This is a genomic window from Luteibacter sp. (assembly GCF_035539195.1).
In the GTDB taxonomy this organism is placed as follows: Bacteria; Pseudomonadota; Gammaproteobacteria; order Xanthomonadales; family Rhodanobacteraceae; genus Luteibacter.
Window position 1 is genome coordinate 301,851 of record NZ_DATLIW010000038.1, and the last position, 26,390, is coordinate 328,240.

Consider the following 26,390-nt stretch of genomic DNA (forward strand, 5'->3'; position numbering starts at 1 on the left):
GAATGGCGGGGATGAAACACGCGTTACGCATCATCGGGGGGGTGCTGGTGATCGGCACCCTCGTCATCGTGCTTTTCTTCTGGCTCGACAGGACCGAAACCACGACGGATGCCTATGTCACCGGGCGCCTGCATCCCATCGCGCCGCGCGTCACCGGCACCGTGGTCGCCCTGCACGTGGACGACAACCAGCACGTGAAGGCCGGCGATGTCCTCCTCGAGCTGGATACGCGCGACTTCGACGTCCGGGTGGAACAGGCGCGGGCGGAGATCGACCGGGCCAAGGCCCAGGTCGCCAGCGCCGACGCGCAGATCGTCGAAGCCGATGCCGCCATCGTGGCGGCCCAGGCCAACGTGGAGAAGACCGTCCTCGATCTGAAGCGCGCCAGCGAGCTGGTCAATGAGACGCCCCGCGGCGTTTCCCGGCAGGAGTACGACGCGGCCAGGGCGGCCGCCGACTCCGCGCGGGCGAACAAGGCCAGTGCCGACGCGCGCAAGGTCGCCGCGATGGCCGCCAGCGAATCGGCCCGGGCGCAGGTGGCGACCGCGGAAGCCTCGCTGCACGACGCCAACCTGGCCTACGGCTACACCAAGGTGCTGGCACCGGTCAGCGGCTACGTGGGCCGGCGCGCGGTCGAGGTGGGAGCGCGGGTCAACGCCGGCCAGACACTGCTGTCGATCGTCTCGGACCAGGTCTGGGTCGTGGCCAACTACAAGGAAACCCAGTTGCATGGCATGAAGCGCGGCACCGAAGCCCGGATGACGGTCGACGCGTTGCCGGGCGTCACCTTCGTCGGTCACGTCGACAGCCTGTCACCCGCGTCGGGCTCCCAATTCGCACTCTTGCCGCCCGACAACGCCACCGGCAACTTCACCAAGGTGGTGCAGCGCGTCCCCGTGAAGATCCTTTTCGGTGACGACGACCTTCGGCGCTATCGCGAACGGCTGGCACCGGGCCTCTCCACGATCGTGAAGATCCGGGCTCCGCAAGGAGGAAACGGCCCGTGACGTCGCGGTTTGCCGTGGTGGCACTGCTCGCCGCCGGCGTGGCCGGTTGCGTCGTCGGCCCCGACTACCAGCGGCCGGAGACGCCCGTGCCAGCCGCATGGAAGCAGGCGCCGGCCACGACCGCGCCACTCCCCGACGCCTGGTGGAAGCTGTTCGGCGATGACGAGATGGATCGCCATGTCCTCGCCACACTGGCCGCCAACCAGGACCTTGCCGGCGCACTCGCCCGCTTCGATCAAAGCCGGGCCCTGCTCGGCGTCGCCCGGGCCGACCGCACGCCCGACGTGAGCTTCGATCCCGCCTACTCGCGGGCCCGCACCTCCGGCAGCATCGCCAATCGCTTCCCCCACCTCGAAACCACGGTATGGGAGGCCCCGGTCGAAGTGGCCTACGAGGTGGACCTGTGGGGCCGCGTGCGGCGTAGCATCGAGGCCGCGGGTGCCAATCTGCAGGGCAGTGCCGACGCGATCGCCCAGGTGCGTCTGAGTCTTGCCGCCGCCACCGTGTCCACCTACCTCTCCCTGCGTAGCAGCGATCGCGAGATCGATGTGCTGTCGCGTACCGTCGGCCTGCGCGAGGACGAGCTCCACCTCGCCGATCGTCGTGCCCATGCCGGGGTAGTGGGCGATCTCGACGTGCTGCGTGCGCGGGCCGAGCTCAGTCAGACGCGTGCCGACCTGTCCGATGCACACCGCCGCCGCGACGATCTCGAGCATGCCCTCGCCGTTCTCGAAGCGCGTAACGCCGCGGACTTCAGCGTGGCCCCCGCGACCTGGACCCCCCACGTGCCCGACGTTCCGGCCGGCCTGCCCTCGACCCTGCTCGAGCGACGTCCCGACGTCGCCAGCGACGAGCGTGCCCTGGCCGCGGCCAGCGCGCGCATCGGCATCGCCCGGGCGGCCTTCTTTCCTTCGGTGAGTCTCACGGCCGCGGGTGGTTTTGTCAGTCCTCGCCTGGGCGACCTGACGAGCAGCGAGAGCCGGATCTGGTCGATCGGCCCTTCGGTGCATCTGCCGATCTTCGAAGGCGGCCGTAACCAGTCGAACCTCGAAGCGGCCGAAGCGGCCTACCGCGGCGCGGAAGCGAAATGGCGACAGACCGGCATCACCGCGTTTCGCGAAGTGCAGGATGCGCTGGCGGACACCACCTGGTTGCGCGAGCGGGGCAGCGCGCTGGATGCCACGGTCGACGCGTCCACGGCGGCGGCCAAGCTCTCGCGGTCACGCTATGACCGCGGTCTGGCCGGCTACTTCGAAGTGGTCGATTCCGAACGCCAAGCGCTGGCCAGCCAGCGTGCGGTGATCGAGAACGACCAGCAGCGGCTACTCGCCGCCGTCTCCCTGATCAAGGCCCTCGGCGGCGGCTGGAAGGAAGGGGATACGGTGCCGCGCCAGCCCGATACCGCGGCGACGGCCTCGCCATGAACGCGACCGCCGCAGCGGCCGCCGCGACACCCGCTCCCCCCGCCAGCCTGCCGTGGCTAGGCATCGTCGCCGTGCTGGTCGGTGCGCTGGCGACCACGCTGACCTCCCGCCTCACCTCGATCGGCCTTGCCGACGTGCGCGGTGCGGTCAGCGCCGGCTTCGACGAAGGCGCATGGATTCCCACCGCGTTCTCCGCCTCGCAGATGTTGATCGGCCCGCTGGCGATCTTCCTCGGCCGTGCGTTCACGCCGCGACGCGTGCTGCTGGCAGGCAGCGTCCTCTACGGCCTGGCCGAGTTCCTGATTCCCTTCGCACCGGACCTGCGCTCGCTGATCATGCTGCAATGCCTGGCCGGGCTTGGCTCGGGCACCTTCATTCCGCTGACCGCCGCGTTCATCCTGACCTCCCTGCCGAAGGCGCTTTGGCCATGGGGACTGGCGGCGTATGCGATGAATATCGTGCTCGGCCTCAACCTGGCCTCATCGCTGGAAGGCTGGTACGTGGAACACGTGACCTGGCACTGGATCTTCTGGCAGAACACCGTCGTCGCGGCGCCGCTGTTCGCGCTGTACTGGTTCGGGTTGCGACGCCTGCCGATCGACTACGACTACCTGCGCAACGGCGACTTCCGCGGCATGCTGACCGGCGGCGCCGCCTTCACCTTCGTCTTCATCGCGCTCGACCAGGGCGACCGGCTCGACTGGTTCTCTTCCACGCTGGTCGTCACATTGCTGGCCCTGGGCTTCATCTGCATGGGCCTCTTCCTGCTGCACGAGTCCACGCTCGACACGCCGAGCGTGGACTTCGGCCTGCTCCTGCGACGCAATGTCCTGCTGCTGATCGTGCTGGTGCTGGCGACGCGCTTCATGGTCACCGCCAGCAACACGCTGGTCGCCAACTATTTGATCCAGGTGCGTGGCCTGCGCCCGGAGGAAGTCGGTAACGCGGCGTTGTGGGTGGCGGTCCCACAGCTGATCATCGCGCCCATCGTCGCGTGGCTGCTCAACCGCGTGGACGCGCGATTCGCGATCGGCACCGGCTTCACCATCGCCGCCGCCGGCTTTCTTCTCGCCACCGGCATCACCTCCGAATGGGCCGAATCCAATTTCAGTCTGGCGCTCCTGCTGCAGGCCATCGGCGAGACGTTGGAGCTCACCGCGGTCATTTACTTCTTCGGTCATCACGTGGCACCGGCCGATGGCATCACCTTCGGGGCGATCATCCAGACGGCACGGCTGTTCGGCGGGGAGTTGGGAACGTCGGTGCTGGTCATGTTCACCCGGAAATCGGAGCAGGTGCACTCCAACCTGATCGGCCAGCACATCGTCGCCGGCGAACCGATGACCGACGATCGACTCCTCGCCTATACGCAGCTGTTTGGCGCGTCGACCCAGGGCACCGGCGCATCCGCGGCACGCGGGGCGGGATTGCTCGCCAGCGCCGTGCGAGGGCAGGCATATACCTTGTCGATCCTCGACGGTTTCCTGCTCGCCGCGGTGGTTGGCACCCTGGCCGTCGTGCTCGTGATGTGCCTGCGCGAGCCGCCCGTCCTGGTCAATCCCGCCGCCGTTCCCGCCCTGCCACCCAACGAAAACCGAAAAGCGTGACACCGTGTCGCAGCGCCTTCACCCGCGTTCGTGACATCATCCCTGGACCCACGTCCAGGGTTGCAATCTAGGGGACGCCGACGTGCGTCATGGTCTGGCACGAAATCGCTGGTTGGGATGGATGGCGCTGGTCGCCGTCTGGCTCACCGTGCTTGCGCCGTCGGTCTCGCGGACCGTATCGGCCGCGTTCGTGTTCCCGGACCTCGGCACCTGGTGCGAGCCCGTCCCCGCCGACCACCATGGCGCCGCGCGTGGCCATGATGCGGACGCCCCGGGCGACGACGCCGCGTGTGGCTATTGCACCCTGTTCGCGCAGATGCCCGCGCTGGGAACCGCATTCCACATCGGCCATGCGCTGCCCTCGCCTGGCTACGTCGCCGCCACGCTTCCCGCCGCGCGCGCGCATGAGCCGACGGCCATCCTGCACGCGCCTCCGCGAGGTCCGCCGGTCGCCGCGCACGCCTGATCGTTCTTCGATCCCGCCGTACGCCACCGACCCACGGACCGATTCCCATGACCCTGTTTCCCACCGATGGGCGCGCTCTTGCGCGCGCCCTCGCCTGCGCCTTCGGCGCCGCCTGCCTGCCCGTTCATGCCGCCGATAGCGCGGACGATCCGCAACGCACCACCACCCTTCGAGAAGTGCGCGTGTCGGCCGCCAGCCGTGGCACGCCGGTCGATCCCGACCTGCCGGCCGCGGTGGAAACGATCACCGCCGAGAAGCTCGATAACCTCAACGTGATCAACGCCGAGGATGCCCTGAAGTACCTGCCCTCGTTCGGCATCCGCAAACGCTTCACCGGCGACGAGAACGCCACGTTCTCCGTGCGTGGCACCAGCAACGCACAGAGTGCGCGCGGCCTGGTGTATCTCGACGGTCTCCTGCTCTCCAATCTGCTCGGCAACAACTGGGCCAATCCACCGCGCTGGTCGATGGCGTTCCCGGAGAATCTTGCGCGCGTCGACGTGATCTACGGCGCTTACTCCGCGCTCTATCCCGGCAATGCGATCGGCGCGACGGTGCTGATGACCACGCGCATGCCGGAGAAGCTGGAGGTCACCGGCGACGTGCAGGCCTTTACCCAGCACGTGCATACCTATGGCATCGATCGCGACTACGGCGGCAGTCGGCAGACAGCGACCCTCGGCGACCGGGACGGCCGTTTCGCCTTCCTCGTCGGCGTGTCCCACCTGCAGGCCAACGGCCAGCCACTGGTCTACGCCACGCAGAATCGCTCGGCCCTCGCGGGCACGCGAAATCCTGTCACCGGCGCCTTGGGCGACACCGGCGCGAACGGCGTGCCCCGGGAGGTGCTGGGCGTGAACAGCGAAGGCCAGGAAGCGAGCAGCCAGGACGAAGCCCACGCGCGCCTGGCTTATGACATCACGCCCGACCTCACCGCCGCGGTTACCGCGGGCTACTGGAAGCAGGACCTCACGCATCGCACGGCAACCTTCCTTCGCGACGCCACCGGCCGGCCCGTCTGGTCCGGACCGGTGACGATCGACGGACGGCAATACACCCTGCCGGCCAACTTCTTCGCGCCGAGCACCCGGCAAAGCCGCAACTACCTGTACGGCGTCTCGCTGGGAACGCACCGGGACAGCGGATGGAACGTCGAAGCGGATGCCTCCTATTTCGACATGGATCGCAATCGCGATCGGGTGGCGGGCGCCGTGACCGACGACGGCGCCGGCGTGCTGACCGCCGGCGACGGCAGCCGCTGGCGCACCCTCGACCTGCGTGCCAGCCATACGCCGGATAACGTCGCGGCCAATACCCATGCCGTGAGTTTCGGCTATCACTTCGACGGCTATGCGTTGGACAACGCCACCTACAACCTGGCCAACTGGCGTAGCGGCGAGGCCGGGCCGCTCGCCGCCTCCAACGGCGGTAGCACGCAGACCCAGGCGGTGTATCTCCAGGACGCGTGGCAACTCATCGAAAGGTGGCGGCTCACCGTCGGTGCGCGTTACGAACAATGGCGGGCGTTCAACGGGGCGCGCGCCACCGCGGCGGCCACGATCGGTTATCCGCAGCGCAAGGAAACGCACACCTCGCCGAAGGCCTCGTTGAGCTTCGATGCCAGCGACAACGTGACCCTGCGGCTTTCCGCTGCGCGCGCGTATCGCTTTCCTACGGTGAACGAGTTGTTCCAGGGAACGTTCAACGGCATCGCGTTGATCAACAACGACCCCAACCTGAAACCGGAGAACGACCTCTCGCGTGAGCTGTCGGCGGAATGGTATCGACCCAACGGTGTCGCGCGTTTCACGATCTATCGCAGCGACACGCGCAATACGCTGTTCAGCCAGACCGATACGACCGTGTTCCCGAACGTCACCAGCGTGCAGAATGTCGGGCTCGTACGCACGCGCGGCGCCGAAGCCAGCTACGACGGCAGCCACGTCGGGGGGACGCGCTTCGACCTCAGTGCCAATGCGGCCTATACGCAGGCGACCACGGTGACCAATGCGCGCAATCCCGCATCCGAAGGCAAGCAGTTCTACCGGATACCCCGCTGGCGCGCGAACCTGATCGGTACGTATCACGCCAGCGAGCGTATCGCGATGACCCTCGCCGGGCGTTACTCCGGAAGGCAGTACAACACGCTCGACCACAGCGACATTCATCCGGATACCTTCGGTGGCGCCAGCGCCTTCCTCACCTTCGATGCCAAGCTGACGTGGACGGTGAGCGAGCACGTGGAACTCGGTGCGGGTGTCGACAACCTCACCAATCGCCGCTATTACGTGTATTACCCCTACCCGTCGCGCAGCTATCTGGTCGAGGCCAGGTTCCGGCTCTGACGCACGTTCGAGGGAAGCAGTTCGTCGAGCATGAAAGCGGCCGGTGCACCGTGCCGCAATCGATCGAAGAACGAGGCGACGCCGAGGCCGCCCGTGGCCAGATCGCAGCTGATGCGCAGCAGTTCCGTACCGGGCACGGCGAGCCCTTCGTCGCGCCGGATCAGGAAGGGGCGGATGCCGTGCGCCACGCGAAGCGCGGCGTGGCGGAAGTACGTCGCGCGCGCGGGAAGAAAGCGCGCCAGATCGAGAAGCGTCTCGCCGATCCCGGCGAGGCCGTCGAACAGCCCGGGACTGATGGCGTGCTGGCGTAGCAGGTCACCCTCGCTGGCGAGCAGCATGTCCGCGTACCGCGCGTCGCCGGTCACGGCATGGAAGCGGGCGACGACGGCAACGATGCCCGCCGTCCCCTGGCGCAGGTAGGGCACCGAGGGAAAGGGGCCAAGGGACATGGGCCACGTCGCCGCGCCATCCGGGTTGAGGCGGCGCTGTGCGAGGTCGAAAGCGAGGCCGGCGATGGCGCCCTCCAGAAACCGCCGCTCGCCGGTGGCTACGTTGAGATGTAGCAGGAACAGGGCGATACCCGCCGCGCCATACGCGAGACCGATCGGCTGCTGGTCCCCATCGGGCCAGCGCAGGGCGCCATCGTCGCCGCTGATGGCGGAGCCCAGCAACAGGTCGCCCGCCTTGACCGCCGTGGCCAGAAAATCGGCGTCCGCCGTTTCATGCCATGCCTTGATGCGAGCCAGCCCCCAACCCGCGAGGCCTTCGTACAGTCCGGGGCAGCGGCGGAGGCCATCGTCCAGCGGCGCCGCGCGCATGAGGGCGGCGGCACGATCGGCCTCGCCCGCCTCGAACAGGACCCATGCGATGCCCGCATCCCCCGACATGAGGCTGGACCCACGTTGGCCGCCCTGGTCGACACCGGCGAACAGGTACTCACGCAGTCCTTCCGGGGGCGCGCGCCGGCCGCGCAGATACGCGTGGAGGACGCCGGCGGCCCCATGGGCGACGCCCCAGGGGTGGCTTTCGAAGACCTCGGGGGCGGCCGGCACGAACCGATCCGGACGGGCACGGGCGGCCTGGGCCGTCACGTAGGCGAATAGCGCATCCGCCTGTCTGGCGGGGGGAGGCGGCACGGCCGCATCGCGATACGGCACCGGCGCTTCCCCGCTCTCCACGCACGCCAGAGACGTTCGCAAGGTTGCCATCACCGCGGTAGGCAAGGGTCGCTCCCGCGTATCCGGATTCAACAACTGGGCGATCGCCTCGGTCACGGCGGACGGATAGCCCAGGTCGTCGCTCATCCAACGAGCGAATCGCAGGGCGACGCCACGGTCCAGGGGCAGCATCGCGTTGACCGGAATCATGGCGGCGAGCAGGTTGGCGCCGAAGGCGTAGCCATCCTCGTTCTTCGCCTCCGCGTGACTCGCAGGCGACGGGTTCCCCGATGCGAAGCCCGGCGTGCGTAGCGGCAGTGGCGTGTCCAGCCCTTCCTCCACGGCGGCTTCCAGATCGATCAGGCGCACGCCACCGTCGGCGTTCACGATGATGTTGTGGAAGGAGAGATCGCCCAGCGACACACCCACCGCGTGCACCCGCGCGATCGCGTCGGCGAGGTCGCTGAATATCGCCACGACATCGGCGAGGAATTGCGCCACGTCGTCCCTCGTCGCCCGCGTCTTCAACCAGGGATAGCGCCGGCCCAACCACAGACGCATCGTCTCGCCGCGCAGGTACTCCTCGACCAGGAAGCTGTGTTCCCACTCTTCGAAATAGGCGACCGGCTGGGGTGCGACATGCAGGGAGGCCAGACGACGGAGCAGGCGGTATTCCTTGCGCAGGCTTTCTTTCGCCGTCTCGCGGAAACCGATGAACGGACGGGCTTCCTTGATGACGACACGCTGGCCTGCATCGAGGTCGTCGGCGAGATAGACGCCACCCGCGGAGGAAAACGCCAGGGCCTTGTAGACACGGTAGCGACCACCGCCAAGCAGGACCGAAGACGGCGGCTCCGCTGGCGACTCGGCGCCAAACGGGTCGCGCAGCCAATCGGGGAGTTTGAATCGTGGCGAACGGTCGTCCACCTCGGTGGCGTCGTCGGGCCGCCTCAGCAGCCACTCGCGGCGACCGCCTGGCGAGACGCGAAAGTCCGAAACGATCCCACCATAGCGGTAATGGAGAACGCGGGAGTCCTCGTAGCGGCGGTCGGTGAGCACGTAGGGTCCGGCGTAACCGGACAGGGCGGCGTGGAGGTCGGCAATGACCTGGCGAAAGTCGGCGACATCGCGCGGGTAGACCGTAATGAACTTGCCCGAGCCACTGCGCGGCCAACGCTTGCCGTTGATCGCGCCGAGGATTCCCTGGTCCGCGGCGAACTTGAACGGCGTACCGGATCCACCGAGGGTGGCCGCGGCGATCGACAGCACGATCGTCGCGGTCGAGCTGATCGAGGATATGTGGATCTTCCACCCCTGCATCGGGAGCACGGCGTCCGGCGGTCGGCAATGCACCCAGATGCCCGATCGTTCCATCGTCCAAGGTTCCGGAAGCACTCGCCGTGCCGGAGCCATGAAGTCGTCGTCCCGAATGGGGCGACTGGCATAAGGTTCGAAGAATTCGCGATCGACCGCGGTGTACTGCAACAGCTGGGCGCGTCGTTCCATATCGTCCCGTCTCTCCGTGTTCGGGTGCGACCCGGCGGGCTAGGCGACCCGGACGTCGCCTAGCCCGCCTTCGTCGCTTTCGCTTATTCGGCGAAGCCATCCATGTGGTAGATCGAACACCCGCAGGTGCTGCAGGTGGTTCCGAACTCCCCACCGTCGTTACGATCCCATGCCAGGTCGGTCGCCAGGTTCTGCAGATCGAGTACGTTCGGCATATTCCCTCCTCTATTGAACGCTGAGACATGCGCGCCGCAAGAACCGCGTTGCGCCAGACGAATCTAGGGTGCGGTCACCCGGCGAGACAGTGTCCAGGCGCCGTTCCACACGCATGGACGCTCTCTTGCGGCGCGTTTTTACCCGGCGTGACCGGTTTCGGTCACTTGCGCCGTCCGAAACCGGACAGTGCTGTCCGGAGCCGGACGCATGGGCAGGCGCACGGTGGCAACGGCGCCTTTCGCGTCACAGCGTGGAGCCAGGTCGACGGTCCCGGCGTGGGCTTCGATGATCAGGCGCGTCAGCGTCAGGCCGATACCGGAGCCCTCCGGCTTGGTGGTGAAGAACGGCACGAAGATGCCATCGCTCGGGGGCAGTCCGATGCCGTCGTCCTCGATCGTCACCCGCACGTGATCGCCCTCGGCGCGCCAATCGACGCGGACGCCTCCACCGGTCTGCAGGGTCGCTTCGACCGCGTTGCGCATGAGATTGATGAATGCCTGGCCGAGCTGGTCTTCGTCGCCGTCGAGAGTGACCGGTGAGGTGCCTCGCACTTCGACCGGCTTGCGCTGCTCGAGCAGTGCGAAGCGCCGCAATGCAAGATCGAGTCGGAACGTATGGCGTTGCAGGGGAGGCAGTCGCGCCAGCCGGCCGTAACCGGAAAGAAAGCGCGTCAGCGAATGCGCGCGTCGACCGATCACTTCCAGGCCAAGACGCAACTCCTCGTCGACCGCCGCGCGATCGCGCGCATCGAGCAAGGTCGACAGGCTGCCGGCCAGTGAGCCGATCGGTGCGAGCGAATTGTTCAGCTCGTGGCTGAGTACGCGGATCAGCCGCTGCCACGCACGACGCTCCTCCTCGCTCAGCGCGGCACTCAGGTCGTGCAGCATCACCATGGTGTGTTCGCGCCCTTCGCTGTACCACACCGCCTTGCGCACGGCCCAGCGACCGTTCGCGAAAGAGAAGCGGTGGGTAAGAATCGCACCGTCGGCGGCACTGAGCGGCTCGGCAAGGCCCAGCGAGGTCACGTCCCGACCGACCACGGCGGCGCGCTCCGCACCGATCAGGCGCCGGGCAGCCAGGTTGATGAACGTCAGGCGGCCTTTCTCGTCGACGACAAAGACAGCGCTATGCAGCGCGACCAGGGTTTTACCCAGGAAGCGGGCGGTCTCCGTCCGCTTGCGCCGACCGCTGCCGAGGTCTTCGGTCAGCAGGTTCATGTCGGCAATCAGTCCCTGCAGCGGGTCGCGTCCGGGGCGCACCCGGCCGCGCATGCTGTAGTCGCCTTCGCGGATGGCGAACAGCAGATCGAAAACCGTTCCCAGGGTGGTCAACAGACGGCTACCGCCGATCCATCCCAGGAGAAGGCTGAGCGAAAGCGCCGTACCGAAGATGGCCGCTCGCGTGGTCGGGGAGGTCCCGTCGAGGAAGACGACCAGGGCGCCGCCGACGACGATCGGCATCAGGAACATCCCGGCCCATAGCGCGGCGTCGATGCGCAAGGTCACGGAACGGTCGTGGACCGTCGCCGTATCGCGCGAGCCGTGTAGAAAGCCCATGCCAGCCTCCCTTACTCGACGGGCTCGAAGCCATAGCGAACGCGATGCTTGTCGAGCCGACGGTATAGCGACTGGCGCGAAATGCCGAGCGCATCGGCGGCACGCTGCAGGTTGTGGTCGTTACGCTCCAACGCGTTCCGTATGAGCATCTCTTCGGCCTCGGGCAGCGTGAGCCGATCCAGCAACAGCGGAGCCTCCGCGGTCCGGCTGATGTTGAGGCAGTCGACGTCGATCTCGTCCCGCTCGGCCAGCAGGACGGCACACTCCACCGCGTGCTCCAGTTCACGGATGTTTCCCGGCCAGTCGGAGGCACGCATGGCGCGCTCGGCGGCGGCGGTCAGGAACATCCCGCCGCGCCCGCGACGACTGCATTCGCGCAACATGATGTGCCGCGCGAGCGGGACGATGTCATCCACCCTTTCGCGCAGCGCCGGCAAGCGTATCTGCATGGCGTTCAGGCGATAGAGCAGATCGCGCCGGAAGCGGTCGCCGCGAACCGCGGCATCCATGTCCGCATTCGTCACCGAGATGACGCGGACATTCACCCGCTGCGTACGCGTCGAGCCGGAGCGCTCGAACTCGCCTTCCTCGAGCACGCGCAAAAGCTTCACCTGCTGGGTGAGGGGAATGTTGCCGATCTCCTCCAGGATCAGGCTTCCACCCTGCGCCAGTTCGAATCGGCCCGGGCGCGGTCTCGGGTCTTCGTCGCCGAACATCTCATCGGCGAAGCGCGATTCGGGAAGGCTACCCATGTCCACGCGAATAGCCGGACCTTCGGCGCGCGGCGACATGGCGTGGATCTCGCGCGCCAGCAACGATTTCCCCGTGCCGTTCTCGCCGAGGATCAGGACATTGCCTTCGCCGTCGGCGATGCGCGACGCCAGCTTCATCACTTCGCGCATCGCCGACGATGCCCAGGTACGAAGCACATCGTTCGATTCCCTGCCGAGGGCATTCGCCGCGCGAAGGCGCCGGTTCTCCTCGCGGATCTCGCGCAGGGCCACCTGGCTGCGCACGGTATGCAGGATTCGCTCATTGCTCCAGGGCTTCTCGACGAAGTCGGCGGCGCCCAGGCGCATGGCGTGCACTGCCAGGTCGACGCTGCCCCAGGCGGTCATCGCGATAAGCGGCAGATCGGGCAGCTCCTCACGCAGGCGGGCGATCAGTTGAAGCCCTTCCTGTCCGGACGTCGTATCGGCGCTGTAGTTGAGATCGAGCACGGCGCAGGCGAACTCGACCCGCGACACGGCATCGAGCGCCGCGGCGGGCGACGTCACCTGCACCGACGAAATGTCCGCGGACCTGAAAAGCAGGCGCAGCGACACGAGCACGTCGGCCTGGTCGTCGACGATGAGCACGGGGAGGGAGGTCGGGGGATGGGGGGTCATCGTGGGATGCTCTCGTGGTGGCGCGGCCATCGCGGCAAGATGGCCGGTTCGTTGCGCAGGATGCTTGCGGGTCGCACGCCGGCCGCACGCAGCGACGGCAGCGCTACCGCGACCAGCGCCGCGACGATCATCAGCAAGGCGACCGCAGCGATCACGCCGACGTCGATCGCGCCTGTCTCGAGAGCCGGATGCACGGGGGTCCGCTCGACGATGACGGCGGCAACCAGGCCCAGTGCGACACCGGGCATCGCCATGCTGACGCCTCGCGAGACAAGATGACCGAGCAGATCCATGGGCGTCGCACCGAGCGCGTCTCGCAGGGCGATGTCACGATGGGCGCTGGTCGCTTCGAGCGACTGGATGGCATAAAGACCGATGCAGGCCAAGGACAGTGCCATGCCGGCGTACACGGCGGCGAGCACCGCGTTCCGGCGCGCCTGCGCGGTCGCCTCGCTTGCAAGCTGCCGGAATGTCTGCCTCGTTCCCGCGGCCAGGCCGGGGACAGCGTGCTGGATCAAACGCTGCAAAGCCTGCGCGTCGGCGACGGTCTGGCCCGGCCCGCGGATGACGACGAAGGTGCGCACGAAGCGTCGGATGAAACCATAGACCTCGGGATCGACCTGGGGCAAAGGCAGAAAGACCGCGGGCGGCGTCGCCTGCTCCGCACCCGCTGGCCGTGTATCGGCCACCACGCCGACGATGCGCATGGGCCGGTTTGCGCCGTGCCGGGATGCGGGCAACACCCAGCCCCCTATGCCCCGGCTATCGATGCGATCGAGATAGGCCTGGTTGACCACCGCTACCGCCGGTGTCGTTGCCAGGTCGCCTGCACCGATGGAACGACCGGCAATCAGCGAGACACCCATCGATTCCATCGCGCCAGGCGAGACCAAGCCGTATTCCACGTACGTCGATGTACCGTTCGGCAAGCGGAACGGCATGAAGTATCCCGATCCGACCGGCAACCATGTGGACAGACCCGCCGCGACCACCCCCGGCCGCTTCATCGCCGCGCTGCGGATGACGTCGGCGGCGTGTCGTACATCGCCCAGCTGCGGAAACTGGACGGCGTCCGGACTGACTTCGACGAAGCTCGCGCTCGCCGGCTGAAAGCCCAGGGACACTCCCATCATCCGCCACATCTGGCCCACGGCGGACACGCCGAGGACGAGCAGGAGCGTTGCAACGGCCATCTGCACCAGCAGAAGCAGACGACGCGCCCGCTGCGCCAGTCCCGCGGGCGACGTCCCGTCGCGGGAAAACTGCATGCGCAGCAGCCGGTCGGAGTCTACGTGAACGGACCCGAGCATCGCCGACAGCGCGCATACGGTGACGGAGGCGAGAACGGCGGCCACGCATGCTCGCCAGTCCAGGTCGACCGGCAAGGCCGAGAGAAGCCAGGATGTCGGGACCAGGGGACGCACGGCAACAACCAGAACGTGAGCCAACGGCAAGCCGAAGGTCAAGGAACCGATGCTGATGGCGACCACATCCATGATCAGCGGAATCCTCGGCCGCCAGCCCAGCCCACCGAAGGCAATCGTCAGGCAGGTTTCCTGGGTGCGCTGCAAGGCACGGGTAAGCATGAGGTTGGACAGGTTCACACCGGCAACGGCCAGGACCAGCAACGAGCAGCCGAAGTAGAGCAACACCACGGGCCTTGCCCTGCTGGTCAGCATGACATCGAGGGGTGTCGTTCCATACGTGGAAACACAGCCGCATCCGGGATGGAGCGGCAGGTGGTGGGCCGCGAGCGTCGCCTGCATCCGGCGCGCCACGGTGTCGCCCGACACGCCGGGGCCGAGCCGCGCGATGGCGACCAGGTTCGCCGCACTGTCACCAGATGCACCGGTCGCGGGAAGCGGCATCAGCAGGTCGATGTCGGCCAACCATCGATAGTTCGCCGGAAGTACCCCGCGTACGATCATTGGCGTGCCATTGACGTCGATACGGCGCCCTACGACGTTGGCGTCGGCGCCCATCCAGTCATGCCAGAACGCATGCGACAACACGACCCCCTGGTCGAACGGGATCGAAGGATCCTCCGGAAACACGGAGGTCACGCCCAGCGTGGGCAGGAACCCGGCGTCGACCCGCTGCGCGCTCGCCAGCTTCTCGCGATTGCCGGAACGAAGGTTCACCGATTCCGGTACCTGCGCGGCACCCCGGGATATCGCGCCCTGGGGGAGACCGATGGCGTCGTAGAACATCGGTGACGCCGCGCGACTGCCGGGATCGCGATCCTGCTCGCCGTACAGAACGATGCGGGCGTGGTGCGGGAACGGGGGCGCCCTCAACAGCGACTCCGCCATCGCGAAAGCGCTGGTAAACGCGGCCAGGCCGATCGCCAGCGTGAACGAGGCTAAGGGCAGGAAGCCCCGCGGACGCCAGAGCGCGCGCCAGGGTCGCGTCAGCCCGGCGAGTGGCCAACTCACGGGAACGATTCCGTGCTTCGCCGTTCGTCCAGCCCTGCCTCGGCTTCCCGCTGACGTTGACGAAACGTCGTTTCGTCGATGACACGGCCGTCCAGGAGACGGATCGTACGGTCGGCCACGCTGCTGAAACGCTCGTCGTGGGTAACCATGCAGATCGTTCGTCCCGATGCGTGCAGACGGCTCAGCAGGGCCATCACCGTCTCGCCGTTGCGCAGATCCAGGTTACCGGTCGGTTCGTCGGCGAGCAGGATGGCCGGCTCGCCGGCGAGTGCGCGGGCCACGGCGACGCGTTGCTGCTGCCCGCCCGAGAGTTGGTCGGGATAGTGACGCATGCGATGTCCCATGCCGACATCGGCCAACGCGCGGGCGGCACGCTCCCTGCGCTCGCGACGACTCATGCCATCGCGAAACGACAGGGGTAACTCGACGTTCTCGGCGACGGTCATGTCACCGATCAGGTTGAAGGCCTGGAAGACGAAGCCGACGTGCTGGTTTCGCAAACGTGCCCGTGCCCGCCTGCCCAGCCCTGACATCGACTGACCCAGCAAGCGAAATGCGCCGTAGGTCGGTACGTCGAGCAGGCCCATCAGGGACAACAGCGTGGTCTTGCCGCAACCCGAAGGCCCCGCGATCGAGACGAACTCGCCCCTGCGAACATCGAGGTGGATATCGGTGAGGACGTGGAGCTCCATCGCACCGATGTCGAATACCTTGCCGATGCTCCGCATCTCGATCACCGGCGCAGCAAGAGCAGATTGCACGGTGAACCCTCAGACATCGCTTCTGTCGACGATTGTGGCTTGCACCCGCGGCGTTCGACGGCGACGCCGTCACGTTTTGCCGTATATGCGTTGCGATAAGGGTTCAGTCATCCGATTCGCGCACGACTTGCGTTACGGGTTACGTTGTCGAACACCGACGACCGCGCTCGACAACGCATCCGACCCTCCTGCCGGGATGACAGTCAATGCCATGCGGCCCAACGCCGTAATCGTTTACATGTAACGCCATTTACATGCCCACTTGAAGCGCCGATCCCAGTATCCTTGCCGGCTTACGGTGCCCGTCCCGCGCCGACCGTTTCCAGGGCAAGACCACCATGATCCGTGACCCCCGCATCGAAGACCTGATCGCCCGCATGACCGTCGAAGAGAAGGTCGGCCAGTTGGGCGTGTTCGCCGATGCCGTGCGCCCCTTCGCGCCCGATATCAATCCCGAGACCAACGCGCGCGGCGCCGCCGAGGTGCTCGAGCAGATCCGGGCCGGGCGCGTGGGTGCGCTGTTCAATGGCGTGGGCGCGGCGGAGGGTCGCGAAGCCCAGCGCGTTGCGGTGGAAGAGAGCCGGCTGGGCATTCCCCTGTTGCTGGGCGCGGACGTGATCCACGGCATGCGCACCGTGTTTCCCATTCCCCTGGGCGAGGCCGCCACGTTCGAACCCGATCTCGCCGAGCGCACGGCGCGCGCGACCGCGATCGAAGCCACGGCCGCGGGTGTCCACTGGACCTACGCGCCGGCCGTCGATATCGCGCGCGACCAGCGATGGGGACGTGTGGCCGAAGGTGCGGGCGAGGACGTCGTGCTCGGTTCGGCGTTCGCCGCGGCACGCGTGCGCGGCTTCCAGGGTACCGACCTCACGGCGAACGACTCGCTGCTGGCGACACCGAAGCACTTCGCCGCCTACGGGGCCGTGGCCGGCGGCATGGAATACAACTCGGTGGACATCGCGCCGCAGACGCTCCGCGACGTGCACCTGCCACCCTTCAAGGCGGCGCTCGACGCCGGCGCGCTTACCTTCATGAGTGCGTTCAACGATATCAACGGCGTGCCCGCCTCGGCGAATCATGAACTCATGACCGACATTCTTCGCGGCGAATGGGGCTTCGAAGGTTTCGTCGTCTCCGACTACACCGCGGACATGGAACTCATCGCGCATGGCTTTGCCGAGGACGAGCGCGACGCCTCGCGCCTGGCCTTCCTCGCCGGCGTGGACATGAGCATGCAGAGCGGCTTCTACGGCACCCACCTGCCCGATCTCGTCGAGAAGGGCGAGGTGCCGATGGGCGTTCTGGACGAAGGCGTGCGCCGCGTCCTCACGGTAAAGAAGGCGATCGGCTTGCTGGACAACCCGTACCGCTCGCTCGATCCCACCGTGGAAGCCGATACCTCGAAGAACGCCGCACACGCCGCGCTCGCTCGCGACGCCTCGCGCCGTTCGATCGTGATGCTGAAGAACGACGGCATCCTGCCGCTGCGAAAGGAGGGTCAGAAGATCGCACTGATCGGACCGTTCGGCGCCGACATCGACAACCTCGAAGGCTGCTGGACCCTGTTCGGCGACAAGACGCGCCACATAAACATCGAGACCGGTCTGCGCGATGCGCTGGACGACGCCGCCTCCCTCGAGGTCGTTGCCGGCTGCGCCATCGAGGAAGCGATCGAAGGCGGCATCGACGAGGCCGTTGCCGCCGCGAAGCGCGCGGACGTTGTCCTGCTCGCTATCGGCGAGCCGCAAACGTATTCCGGCGAAGCACAGTCACGCACACACATCATCGTGCCGCCGGCGCAGCAGGCTCTTGCCGAGGCCGTCGCCGCCACCGGCACGCCGGTCGTGGTGCTGCTCAAGAACGGTCGCGCGCTCGCACTTACCGGTGCGGTGCGCCAGGCCAACGCGATCCTGGTCACCTGGTTCCTCGGCAGCCAGACCGGTCCCGCCATCGCCGACGTGGTGTTCGGCGATTACAACCCTGCCGGCCGCCTGCCCGTCAGCTTTCCCCAGGAGTCCGGTCAGCAGCCGTATTTCTACAACCACCTGCGCACCGGCCGTCCCGAACTCGCCGACCAGCCGCCGGCGTTCAAATCGCGCTACCGGGAGGCCACCTTCGAGGCGCTGTATCCCTTTGGCCACGGCCTCAGCTACACCCGCTTCACGTACACGACAGCCGAGGTGAAGGCACAGCTGGGCTGGGACGAAACCATCACGGTCAGTGCCACGGTCACCAACGCCGGCGACGTCGCGGGCGAGGAAGTCGTGCAGCTATACATCCACGATCGCGTCGCCAGCCGTGTACGACCGGTCCGCGAACTCAAGGCCTTCCGCAAGATCCTCCTCGCCCCTGGCGCGTCGGAGGAGGTGTCCTTCGAACTGACCCGCGCGGATCTGGCCTTCACCCATCGCGACGGCAAGACGTTCGAGGCCGAACCCGGCACCTTCGACGTCTGGATCGCAGGATCGTCGGCACAGGGCGAGGCGGCGACCTTTGTTCTGGGGAAGCCCTGAGCCATGCATGACCTGACCGGCAGGATCGCTCTGGTCACCGGTGCGGCAAGCGGCATCGGCCGCGCGATCGCCGAGGCCTATGCGCAGGCCGGCGCGCGGGTCGTCGTTGCCGACATCGCCGCGGACAAGGCGAGCGAAGCCGCCACCGCCATCGGCCACGGTGCGATGGCCGTCACGATGGATGTGACGGACGAAACACAGGTGGAGGAAGGTTTCGCACGCGTCGAGCACGAGCTGGGCGCGGTCGATATTCTTGTCAGCAACGCGGGCGTGCAGGTCATCTCGCCGCTGGTGGATCTCCCGTTCGCGGACTGGAAGCGCATGCTTGCCATCCACATGGACGGTGCGTTCCTGACGTCCCGCGCCGCCATGCGTCAGATGATCGCGTCGACGCGGGGTGGTTCGATCATACTGATGGGCTCGGCGCATTCCCACGTGGCATCGAAGTTCAAGGCGCCTTACGTCGCGGCAAAACACGGCCTGCTCGGTCTCGCGCGGGTCATTGCGAAGGAAGGCGCGAAGGACAACATCCGCTCCAACGTGATCTGCCCCGGCTTCGTGCGTACGCCGCTCGTGGAAAAGCAGATTCCCGAGCAGGCGCGGGAACTCGGCATCAGCGAGGACGACGTGATTCGCCAGGTGATGCTGCGCGACACGGTGGACGGCGAATTCACCACGCTGACCGACATAGCCGACACCGCCGTCTTCCTGGCGGGATTCGAATCGAACGCTCTCACCGGTCAGTCACTTGTCGTGACCCACGGCTGGCACATCCAGTAGCGCTCACCGACCGGTTGCAAGCCGGAACAACCCTACATTTGTCCCGGTAACGCTCGCGCGCTGTCGCAGCGAACGCCGCTATGGACCTCGGTCCCTCTCACGTAGCTTCGTGGTCCCCTCGACAGACGAGAACCACGCCGCATGAATTCTTTTCATCGGGCCCTGCTCACGGTGGGCGCGCTCGCGTGCCTTCCAGCCCCCGGCTTTGCGGAGTCTGCCGCTGTTCCCCGGCTCGACTGGGGCGCTTGCAGCGAAAGCTGGGTAGGCCGGGGATCGGGCACTCTCGGCACACGTCTGCAATGCGCCACCATGCGGGTACCGCTGGACCATGTCCGTCCCGACGGCCGGGAGATAAGCGTCGGCGTGATCCGCATACGCGCGGCCCTGGCGGCATGGCGCGAGGGCTCCCTCTTCTTCAACAAGGGTGGCCCGGGAACGCATCCCGGACCGCTGCTTCGGTCCATGGGCGAAGTGTGGTCACGGCTCGACGCGAACGATCCTGGTGGCCGAGATAAACGCCAGCTGGCTGAGCGCTACGACCTCATCGCCGTCATTCCACGGGGGCTGGCTGGCAGCGGCGACATGCGTTGCGGGACGGTCCCGCAACGCGCGAGCGCATTCCTGCCCAGCCATCAGGACGATGCCAACTGGCGGCTGATCGTCGACGACGCCGAGGCCCTGGTGGAGGCATGCACCGCATCGGACCAGGCGCGCTACGTCAATACCGAACAGCACGCGCACGACATGGACTGGGTCCGCCGCGCGCTCGGTGACGAGCGGCTGAATTTTTATGGCATTTCATATGGCGGGATGGTCGGTGCCTGGTACGCGTCGATCTATCCGGCGCATACCGGCCGCCTGTTGCTCGATTCAAGCATGGATATCATGCACGGCTATCGTGCGGCGACCGACCTTTTGCTGGCCGCGCGCAACCGCGCCTTCCAAGAGAATGTCGTCGCCCCCTTGCTGCGCGACCCTGTAGCGCACGGTTTGGGCCGCGATCCCGACGCGATCGCGACGGCTATCGCGGCATTCCCATCCTGGGCTCGCGAGGCCTGGGTCGAACAGCTGACCACGGTACCCCGGCTCGCCGCGGCGCTCCGCCTGGTAGGCTGGGCGGGGAACAGCCAGCCGCAGCATCCGGGGGAGCTGATCCGCTTCATCAATCGCGAATGGTTCAGCAGCGACCCGGCACTGAACCGGAGCATTCGCAGGGAGGCCGACTCGCTCGTCCGGTCGCTGTTTTACGCCGCGGCGGGCGAACCGTCATCGCAAGGCGACGCCGCATCGTTCTTCGTACGCCTGGCCGTGGCCTGCAACGACGTCGCCTGGCCGCGGAGCGACGCCGATATCCGCGAGTCCGCGCGACGCAACATCGCAAGGTACTTCAACTTCACCGGCGAAGAGACGTTCGAAGAACTCGCCTGTTCTCGCTGGGGCGGACCGAGCGCGCGTCGGCCGGATCTCGCCGCCCTCGGAAGGGCGGCGCCCTTCCTTCTCATCCAGTCCGAAAAGGACACGTCCACACCCCTGCAGGGTGCACAACACATCCTCGACGGCTTCCCTAACGCACGCATGCTCCTGGTTCGCCGTTCGGACCAACATGGCGTGTTCAATTTCACGACCTCGCCATGCATCGAGCGCACGGCCGCGCACTACCTGCTGACCGGTGAGTTACCGGCGACGCCGTCGCGCTCGTTCACGTGCAGCGATGCCTTCGACAACCCCGTCAACGCGCTACCCGGCACTCCGGCCCTCGTCGCCGAGCCCACACCCGTGAACGCGACACTTCCTGGGACGGCACCCGCGCCGGTGCATCACGATGAACTCTGAGCGACGTGCGACCTGGCATACCCTCTCCGTAGCGTGCGCCCTTGCCTGGGCCAGCGATGCTTTCGCTGGCGCATCCATCGCATGGGAACCCTGTGCGGCCGATCTAGTGGAACAGCGCTGGACCGACGCTCTGGGAGAACGCCTGGAGTGCGGAACGATGCTCGCCGCACTGGACGCCGATGACGCCGGCAAGGGGACGTTTACCGTCGGTCTCGTACGCGTCAAGGCGGGCGATCCGGCGCAACGGCGAGGCTCGCTCTTCTTCAACTTCGGTGGCCCGGGTGCCAATCCCACGGACATGCTTCCGCCGACGGCCTACCTGTGGTCGACACGCTCGGCCAGCCACCCCCTCGACGGCGACAAGCGGCGCCTGGCCGATCGCTTCGACCTTGTCGCGGTCATCCCCAGAGGACTGCGCGGGGGCAGCCGCTACGAATGCAAGCCCACGCCAGCCAGTGATGAACCGCACGATCCCTCGATCTATCTTGCGGACTGGAACTGGGCCGGCTTCGTACAGGACGCCCGCGCTTATGCCCGCGCCTGCGACGACCCGCTTAAGCCGCACCTGGGCACCCTGCAGCACGTTCGCGACATGGAGCAGGCGAGACTCGCGCTTGGCGAACCGGCGATGAACTTCGTCGGCATCTCGTACGGCACCTGGGTGGGCGCCTTCTATGCTGCGATGTACCCGCACCATGCGGGCCGTATCGTGCTCGATTCGGTCATGAATTTCTCCGGGACCTTCGAGCAACAGGTCGACGATGCCCCCGGTGAGCGGCAGGCGTTGTTTGCACGGAATGCTTTGCGGCCCGCGCTCGCCGATCCGTTCACTTACAACATAGGCAGCGATGCGCGTACGGCCCTGAACCGATTCCGGGCCATGCCGCACGAAGCGCGCGAAGCCTGGTCCTCCGTGATCGATACGCCGAGCCATCTCGTGGCCGCGCTGACCCTGGCCGACTGGATGCGTGCGGAAGGTGCGCCGGCCAAGGAACGCCTGATCGCGCGGGCGAAAAGGTATGTCTTCAGCCCCGATCCCGCCGTGGACCACCAGATCCGGCAGGCGGCCGTCGGCCTCGCATCGGCACTCGGTCGGCGCACCGATCCGACGCTGAACGGTCTGGTCGACATCTCGGTCTATCACGCCGTGATCTGTGCCGACACCCCGTGGCGGAAAGACCCGAAAGAACTGCGCGCCCTCGCAAACAGGATCGCAAGCCGCTATCCGGCAGCGAACGGCGAGGCGGTCACGACAGGACTCGTCTGCATGAACTGGGCGACGTCGCCGCGCTGGCGTCCGCCGTTGACGGCGCTGGCGGTAGCACCGCCGATGCTGATGGTGCAGGCCGAGTTCGATCCGGCGACGTCGTACAACGGCGCCATGCAGGCATTCAGCCGCTCGCCCGGCGCTCGCATGGTCGTCGCGCAAGGTGCGCGCGTGCACGGTCTGTTCGGCGCGTCCGCGACACCGTGCGTGGAGCGAGCGGTGGGCCGGTTTCTTCTCGATGGCGAGCTCCCCGCCCTGCCGTGGTCGGCCTGCGACTACGTACCGTCGACGCGCTCGCGCGAGAGTCGCGAAGCCGGCGACGGGCCGAGCGAATGGGACATGCGTGACGAACTCGCCAAACGGCTCCAGAACATCCGATGAAGGAGAGGCACGATGAAGAAGATGGCTCTTGCCGCACTGACCCTGATGGCCACGGCCTGCACCGACGCTAGCGCCACGGCGTCCACACCGACATGGAATCTGCCTGACATCCATGCCGTGACGATCGACTGGTCGACATGCTCGACGGACCTGGTCGGGACGACGGCCTTGGTGCTCGGCGACCGTCTGCGCTGCGGGCAGATGAGCGTCCCGCGCGATCATCGTCATCCGCAGGCAGGTCAGATGCAGGTGGCGATCGTGCGCGTCGCCGCAGCCGATCCCGCACGGCGGCGCGGTGCTCTTTTCTTCAATCCAGGCGGTCCAGGCGAGACCCCGATGGAGTCGCTTCCCACGCTCGCCCGCTACTGGAACGACGCGCACGCGGGTCATCCCGTGCATGGCACGAAGCGGGAGCTGTCCGATGTGTTCGACCTGGTCGGCGTCGTGCCCCGTGGTTTGAAGGGCGGAACGACCTTCACCTGCACGTCCGAACACCTGGCGACGGACTACCAGGACATCGTCGCCGACCGCTCGGAAGCGAATCTACGGACGATGGACATGTTCATGCGGGCGATCGCCAGCGCCTGCCGGCGCAATCCACTGTACCGGTTCATCAATACCGAGCAAACGGTGTACGACATGGAAGCGGCACGGCTATCGCTGGGCGAACCGCGTCTGAACTTCTTCGGCGTGTCGTACGGAAGCTGGATCGGTAGCTGGTATGCGGCATCCTTTCCGCAACACGTAGGTCGCATGTTCCTCGACTCCAGCATGGATTGGACCAGCGACTGGAACACCAACGTGGAGCGCCTCAAGTCGACGGCGCATGCGGAGTTCGTACGGCTCGTGGCCGAGCCGGCAGCCAACGACCGCTTTCGTTACCGTTTCGGTGCAGATGTCGCCGCCGTCATGACGCAGTTCGATCACCTGACGAACGAGGTCCGTCAAGGATGGGGTGGTCTGTGGAAGACGCCCGAGAGTCTGCTCGCGGCACGAGGGATGTCCGACATAACGAGGGTCGAACCCGGCATGACCTTACCAACGCTGCTCGCTCGCATCGGGTCACACCGCTTTCATTCCGAGCCGACGGTGAACCATGCCGCCCGCCTCGAAGCCACCGAGCACGCATGGCGCGTGATGCCCATCGTCTACGTGCCTGAAACCTTTCGTTTGGATGAGCGCGATTCGGTGCTGTTTGCCGTCATGTGCAATGACATGCCTTACCTGGGCGATGCCGCATACCACAGGGCGAAGATTGCCTCGCTTGCTGCGCAGTTTCCTTCCATCGATGGCCGCGGCCTGGAATACCATTGTGTGTACTGGGATGGTGCGCACGCCACGCGGCCACCGCTCAGCCGCATGGCCGCCGCTGGCGGCATCCTCATGGTTCAGGCCGAGCACGATCCGGTGACTCCCTTGCTGAGCGCCATCGCTTCGCTCGACGCCACGCCTACGGCACGCCTGATTATCGCGGACAACTTCGAGTCGCACGGCGTCTTCGGATTCACCGATTCCGCCTGCATCGAAGCCCTGGTGGGCAACTACCTTCTCAGGGGCACGCTGCCTGTCGAGCGCACCAGTCACTGTGAAGCACGACCCGCCGATACCGGCAGCAGTGGCTTCTCGGATCCGCCGCAGGCGGCGGCGCTCCGCAAAGAGCTGTCGGCGGTGCACTCTCAGTTCGCCAGGCAACCACCGTTCGTCAGCGGCATGAACGGACGTGAACCTGGTCAAGGACGATGAAATCCGGCTCGTCGACCGGGGCGCGATGATGGCAATACCCGACAGTAAGTCCGTCGCAGAACTTCTAGGGTGGATGGACATCCACCCTGGGAGCCTTCGCTCATGCGTCCGCAACACGCCTTCTTCTGCGCCATGCTCGGCGCCGCCACCCTACCGACACCCGTTGCTGCCTCCACGTCCCATGCCGACGACATCGGTTGGCGTGCGTGCGATCCCGAGGAAACCGGGTGGAATGCTCCTGCCCTGAAGGCCCGGCTGCAATGCGGAACCATGCGTGTGCCGCTTGACCACAGCCATCCGGCAGAGGGTGAAGTGGATGTCGGCCTGATCCGCGTTCTCGCCGGCGATCCTTTACGCCGCATGGGGTCGGTCTTCTTCAACTTTGGCGGTCCCGGAGGCAATCCGCGACGGTTTCTTCCCGTCATGGCGGATTGGTGGAACACCCTCGAGGCGAGCGATCCTGTCGCGGGAAGCCTCCGCACGTTGGCCGACCGTTACGATCTCGTCGCCGTGGTACCCCGCGGCCTCGCCGGCGGCCGCGTATACGACTGCCTCGCGGGACGAACGGCCGGGCCGTTCAACGATTTGTCGGTGGACGCGAGCGATGCGAATTGGGCAGCCGCCACACACGATGCCGTCGCGCTGGCCGGCGACTGCGGCATGGATCCGTTCTCTCCATGGGTGAACACGGCGCAGCACGTCCATGACATGGAGTTCGCTCGCCGCCTGTTTGGCGATGCTCCCCTCAACTTCTATGGCACCTCGTACGGCACATGGGTAGGCGCGTGGTACGCCGCTACCTACCCCGACCACGTCGGCCGCATGCTGTTCGATTCGACGATGGACGTAACCCGTTATTTCCACGACGCGGTCTACACCCAGGTCATGGACGTGCACGAGCTTTTTCTGGCCGACGCCGTGGGTCCCGCGCTGGCCGCACCCGAGACGTACGGCCTGGGCTCGGACGAAGCCGTCCTTCTCCAGCGCGTGCGCACGATGCCAGCGCGGGCGCATGAAAGGTGGCTCAGGACGATCGGCGGTCCTGCCGACCTCGCCGCGGCCGTCACCCTGGCCGATTGGCTCGGCGTCGACTCACGGGTCGACCAGGCGACGCTTGGCCGGCGCATCGCCTCGCATGCGTTCAGTCCAGATCCGGACACGAATGCGCGCATCCGAGAAGCCGCCGGCCACCTGCTGTCGGCCTACTTCAGTGAGCTGCCGTCCGCCGTGGACGCTCTTCTCGGCACCGACGGCAGGTCGGTCCACCTCGCCGTGGTATGCAACGACACACCGTGGATTCGTGAAGCTGCGTACTGGCGCGCGTTCGCACGACACATGGCGGCGGCATATCCCGGCGGAAGCTCCAACGAGGCACACCTGGGGCTCACGTGCGCCAACTGGCCCGGCCGCGACAACGTCCGTCCGGACATGTCGCGACTTGGATCGATACCCGACTTTCTGATGATCCAAGCCGAGTTCGATCCGGCCACCTCGCTTGCGAATGCCAGGCGCGTCCTCGCGACATACGACAATGCGCACATGGTGCTGGCCCGCGGGCTGCACGGCCACGGCATACTCAATCCTTCCGCACCGGCATGTGTGCTCTCCGCCGCCGCGGGATACCTCCTCGATGGCCGGGTACCCAAAGCGAAGTTGACGTCCTGTGAGCCCTCGTCGGCGCCGATTCCGCGTTCGCTGGACACGCCCACTCGCCTGATAGACGCGCAGTTGAAGCGACTCTTCAAAGCCAGCTAGAAAAGCCGCAAAAGAAGGTCCATCGTGGATCACCGGGGTCCGGACGGTCGGCTTTCAGGCCGGGCATTCGTTCGCACCTTGCACCTCGCCTAGGGCTCGCCTTCGGCATCGCTTTGTACACTTGGGCGTTTCGCGGGGAGACCTTGGCGCCCTGAAGTGGTCAAGTATTTCTAGACACCCGATAGGGCGTTTTTCGGACCGACAGCATTTCGTGGATGGCTGGCGGGATCTGTCCGTTGGCCGCATG

17 protein-coding genes are annotated in these 26,390 nt (G+C 66.6%); 11 read left to right on the forward strand and 6 right to left on the reverse strand.

Annotation, left to right across the window (positions count from 1 at the left end; translation table 11 throughout):
* The first annotated feature begins 11 nt into the window (after nt 1-11).
* The 5 genes from VM621_RS16820 (at nt 12) to VM621_RS16840 (ending at nt 6,849) form a co-directional block, all read left to right on the forward strand.
* Entirely contained in the window at nt 12-1,007 is a 996-nt protein-coding gene (locus tag VM621_RS16820; RefSeq protein WP_325470105.1) for an HlyD family secretion protein, read from the forward strand.
* Nucleotides 1,004-2,431, forward strand: a complete 1,428-nt coding sequence (locus VM621_RS16825) for an efflux transporter outer membrane subunit (protein ID WP_325470106.1) — start codon at nt 1,004-1,006, stop codon at nt 2,429-2,431. The genes VM621_RS16820 and VM621_RS16825 overlap by 4 nt, the downstream gene beginning before the upstream one ends.
* Entirely contained in the window at nt 2,428-4,038 is a 1,611-nt protein-coding gene (locus VM621_RS16830; protein ID WP_325470107.1) for an MFS transporter, read from the forward strand. Before VM621_RS16825 ends, VM621_RS16830 begins: the two co-directional genes overlap by 4 nt.
* A gap of 82 nt (nt 4,039-4,120) precedes the next feature.
* The gene (locus VM621_RS16835; protein ID WP_325470108.1) at nt 4,121-4,504 is read left to right on the forward strand and encodes a DUF2946 family protein; all 384 of its coding nucleotides are present in this window, start codon (nt 4,121-4,123) and stop codon (nt 4,502-4,504) included.
* 47 nt (nt 4,505-4,551) lie between these two features.
* Entirely contained in the window at nt 4,552-6,849 is a 2,298-nt protein-coding gene (locus tag VM621_RS16840; protein WP_325470109.1) for a TonB-dependent receptor, read from the forward strand.
* On the opposite strand, the gene lanKC is transcribed toward VM621_RS16840, so the two are convergent.
* The 6 genes from lanKC to VM621_RS16870 all read right to left on the reverse strand — a co-directional run bounded on the left by lanKC (nt 6,819) and on the right by VM621_RS16870 (nt 15,835).
* Nucleotides 6,819-9,512: a class III lanthionine synthetase LanKC gene (gene lanKC, locus VM621_RS16845; protein ID WP_325470110.1), complete on the reverse strand. Its 2,694-nt coding sequence runs from the start codon at nt 9,510-9,512 to the stop codon at nt 6,819-6,821. The genes VM621_RS16840 and lanKC overlap by 31 nt on opposite strands.
* A gap of 83 nt (nt 9,513-9,595) precedes the next feature.
* Nucleotides 9,596-9,727, reverse strand: coding sequence for a hypothetical protein (locus tag VM621_RS16850; RefSeq protein WP_325470111.1), 132 nt, complete (start codon nt 9,725-9,727; stop codon nt 9,596-9,598).
* Between the two features lie 138 nt (nt 9,728-9,865).
* On the reverse strand, nt 9,866-11,284 hold the full coding sequence (locus tag VM621_RS16855) for a sensor histidine kinase (protein ID WP_325470112.1): 1,419 nt from the start codon (nt 11,282-11,284) through the stop codon (nt 9,866-9,868).
* A gap of 11 nt (nt 11,285-11,295) precedes the next feature.
* Complete coding sequence (locus VM621_RS16860; protein ID WP_325470113.1) at nt 11,296-12,672, reverse strand: sigma-54 dependent transcriptional regulator; 1,377 nt, start codon at nt 12,670-12,672, stop codon at nt 11,296-11,298.
* The gene (locus VM621_RS16865) at nt 12,669-15,107 is read right to left on the reverse strand and encodes an ABC transporter permease (protein WP_325470114.1); all 2,439 of its coding nucleotides are present in this window, start codon (nt 15,105-15,107) and stop codon (nt 12,669-12,671) included. The genes VM621_RS16860 and VM621_RS16865 overlap by 4 nt, the downstream gene beginning before the upstream one ends.
* A complete protein-coding gene (locus VM621_RS16870; RefSeq protein WP_325470132.1) occupies nt 15,104-15,835 on the reverse strand; it encodes an ABC transporter ATP-binding protein in 732 nt (243 codons plus the stop codon). Before VM621_RS16870 ends, VM621_RS16865 begins: the two co-directional genes overlap by 4 nt.
* A gap of 374 nt (nt 15,836-16,209) precedes the next feature.
* Between VM621_RS16870 and VM621_RS16875 the strand changes: the two genes are divergently transcribed.
* The 6 genes from VM621_RS16875 (at nt 16,210) to VM621_RS16900 (ending at nt 26,143) form a co-directional block, all read left to right on the forward strand.
* On the forward strand, nt 16,210-18,384 hold the full coding sequence (locus VM621_RS16875) for a glycoside hydrolase family 3 N-terminal domain-containing protein (protein WP_414674561.1): 2,175 nt from the start codon (nt 16,210-16,212) through the stop codon (nt 18,382-18,384).
* Between the two features lie 3 nt (nt 18,385-18,387).
* A complete protein-coding gene (locus VM621_RS16880) occupies nt 18,388-19,164 on the forward strand; it encodes a 3-hydroxybutyrate dehydrogenase (protein ID WP_325470116.1) in 777 nt (258 codons plus the stop codon).
* Between the two features lie 141 nt (nt 19,165-19,305).
* Nucleotides 19,306-20,997, forward strand: a complete 1,692-nt coding sequence (locus tag VM621_RS16885; protein ID WP_325470117.1) for an alpha/beta fold hydrolase — start codon at nt 19,306-19,308, stop codon at nt 20,995-20,997.
* Between the two features lie 157 nt (nt 20,998-21,154).
* On the forward strand, nt 21,155-22,645 hold the full coding sequence (locus tag VM621_RS16890) for an alpha/beta hydrolase (protein ID WP_325470118.1): 1,491 nt from the start codon (nt 21,155-21,157) through the stop codon (nt 22,643-22,645).
* Between the two features lie 12 nt (nt 22,646-22,657).
* On the forward strand, nt 22,658-24,388 hold the full coding sequence (locus VM621_RS16895; protein ID WP_325470119.1) for an alpha/beta fold hydrolase: 1,731 nt from the start codon (nt 22,658-22,660) through the stop codon (nt 24,386-24,388).
* Nucleotides 24,389-24,490: 102 nt separating this feature from the next.
* Complete coding sequence (locus VM621_RS16900) at nt 24,491-26,143, forward strand: alpha/beta fold hydrolase (protein WP_325470120.1); 1,653 nt, start codon at nt 24,491-24,493, stop codon at nt 26,141-26,143.
* The last annotated feature ends 247 nt before the right edge of the window (nt 26,144-26,390 follow it).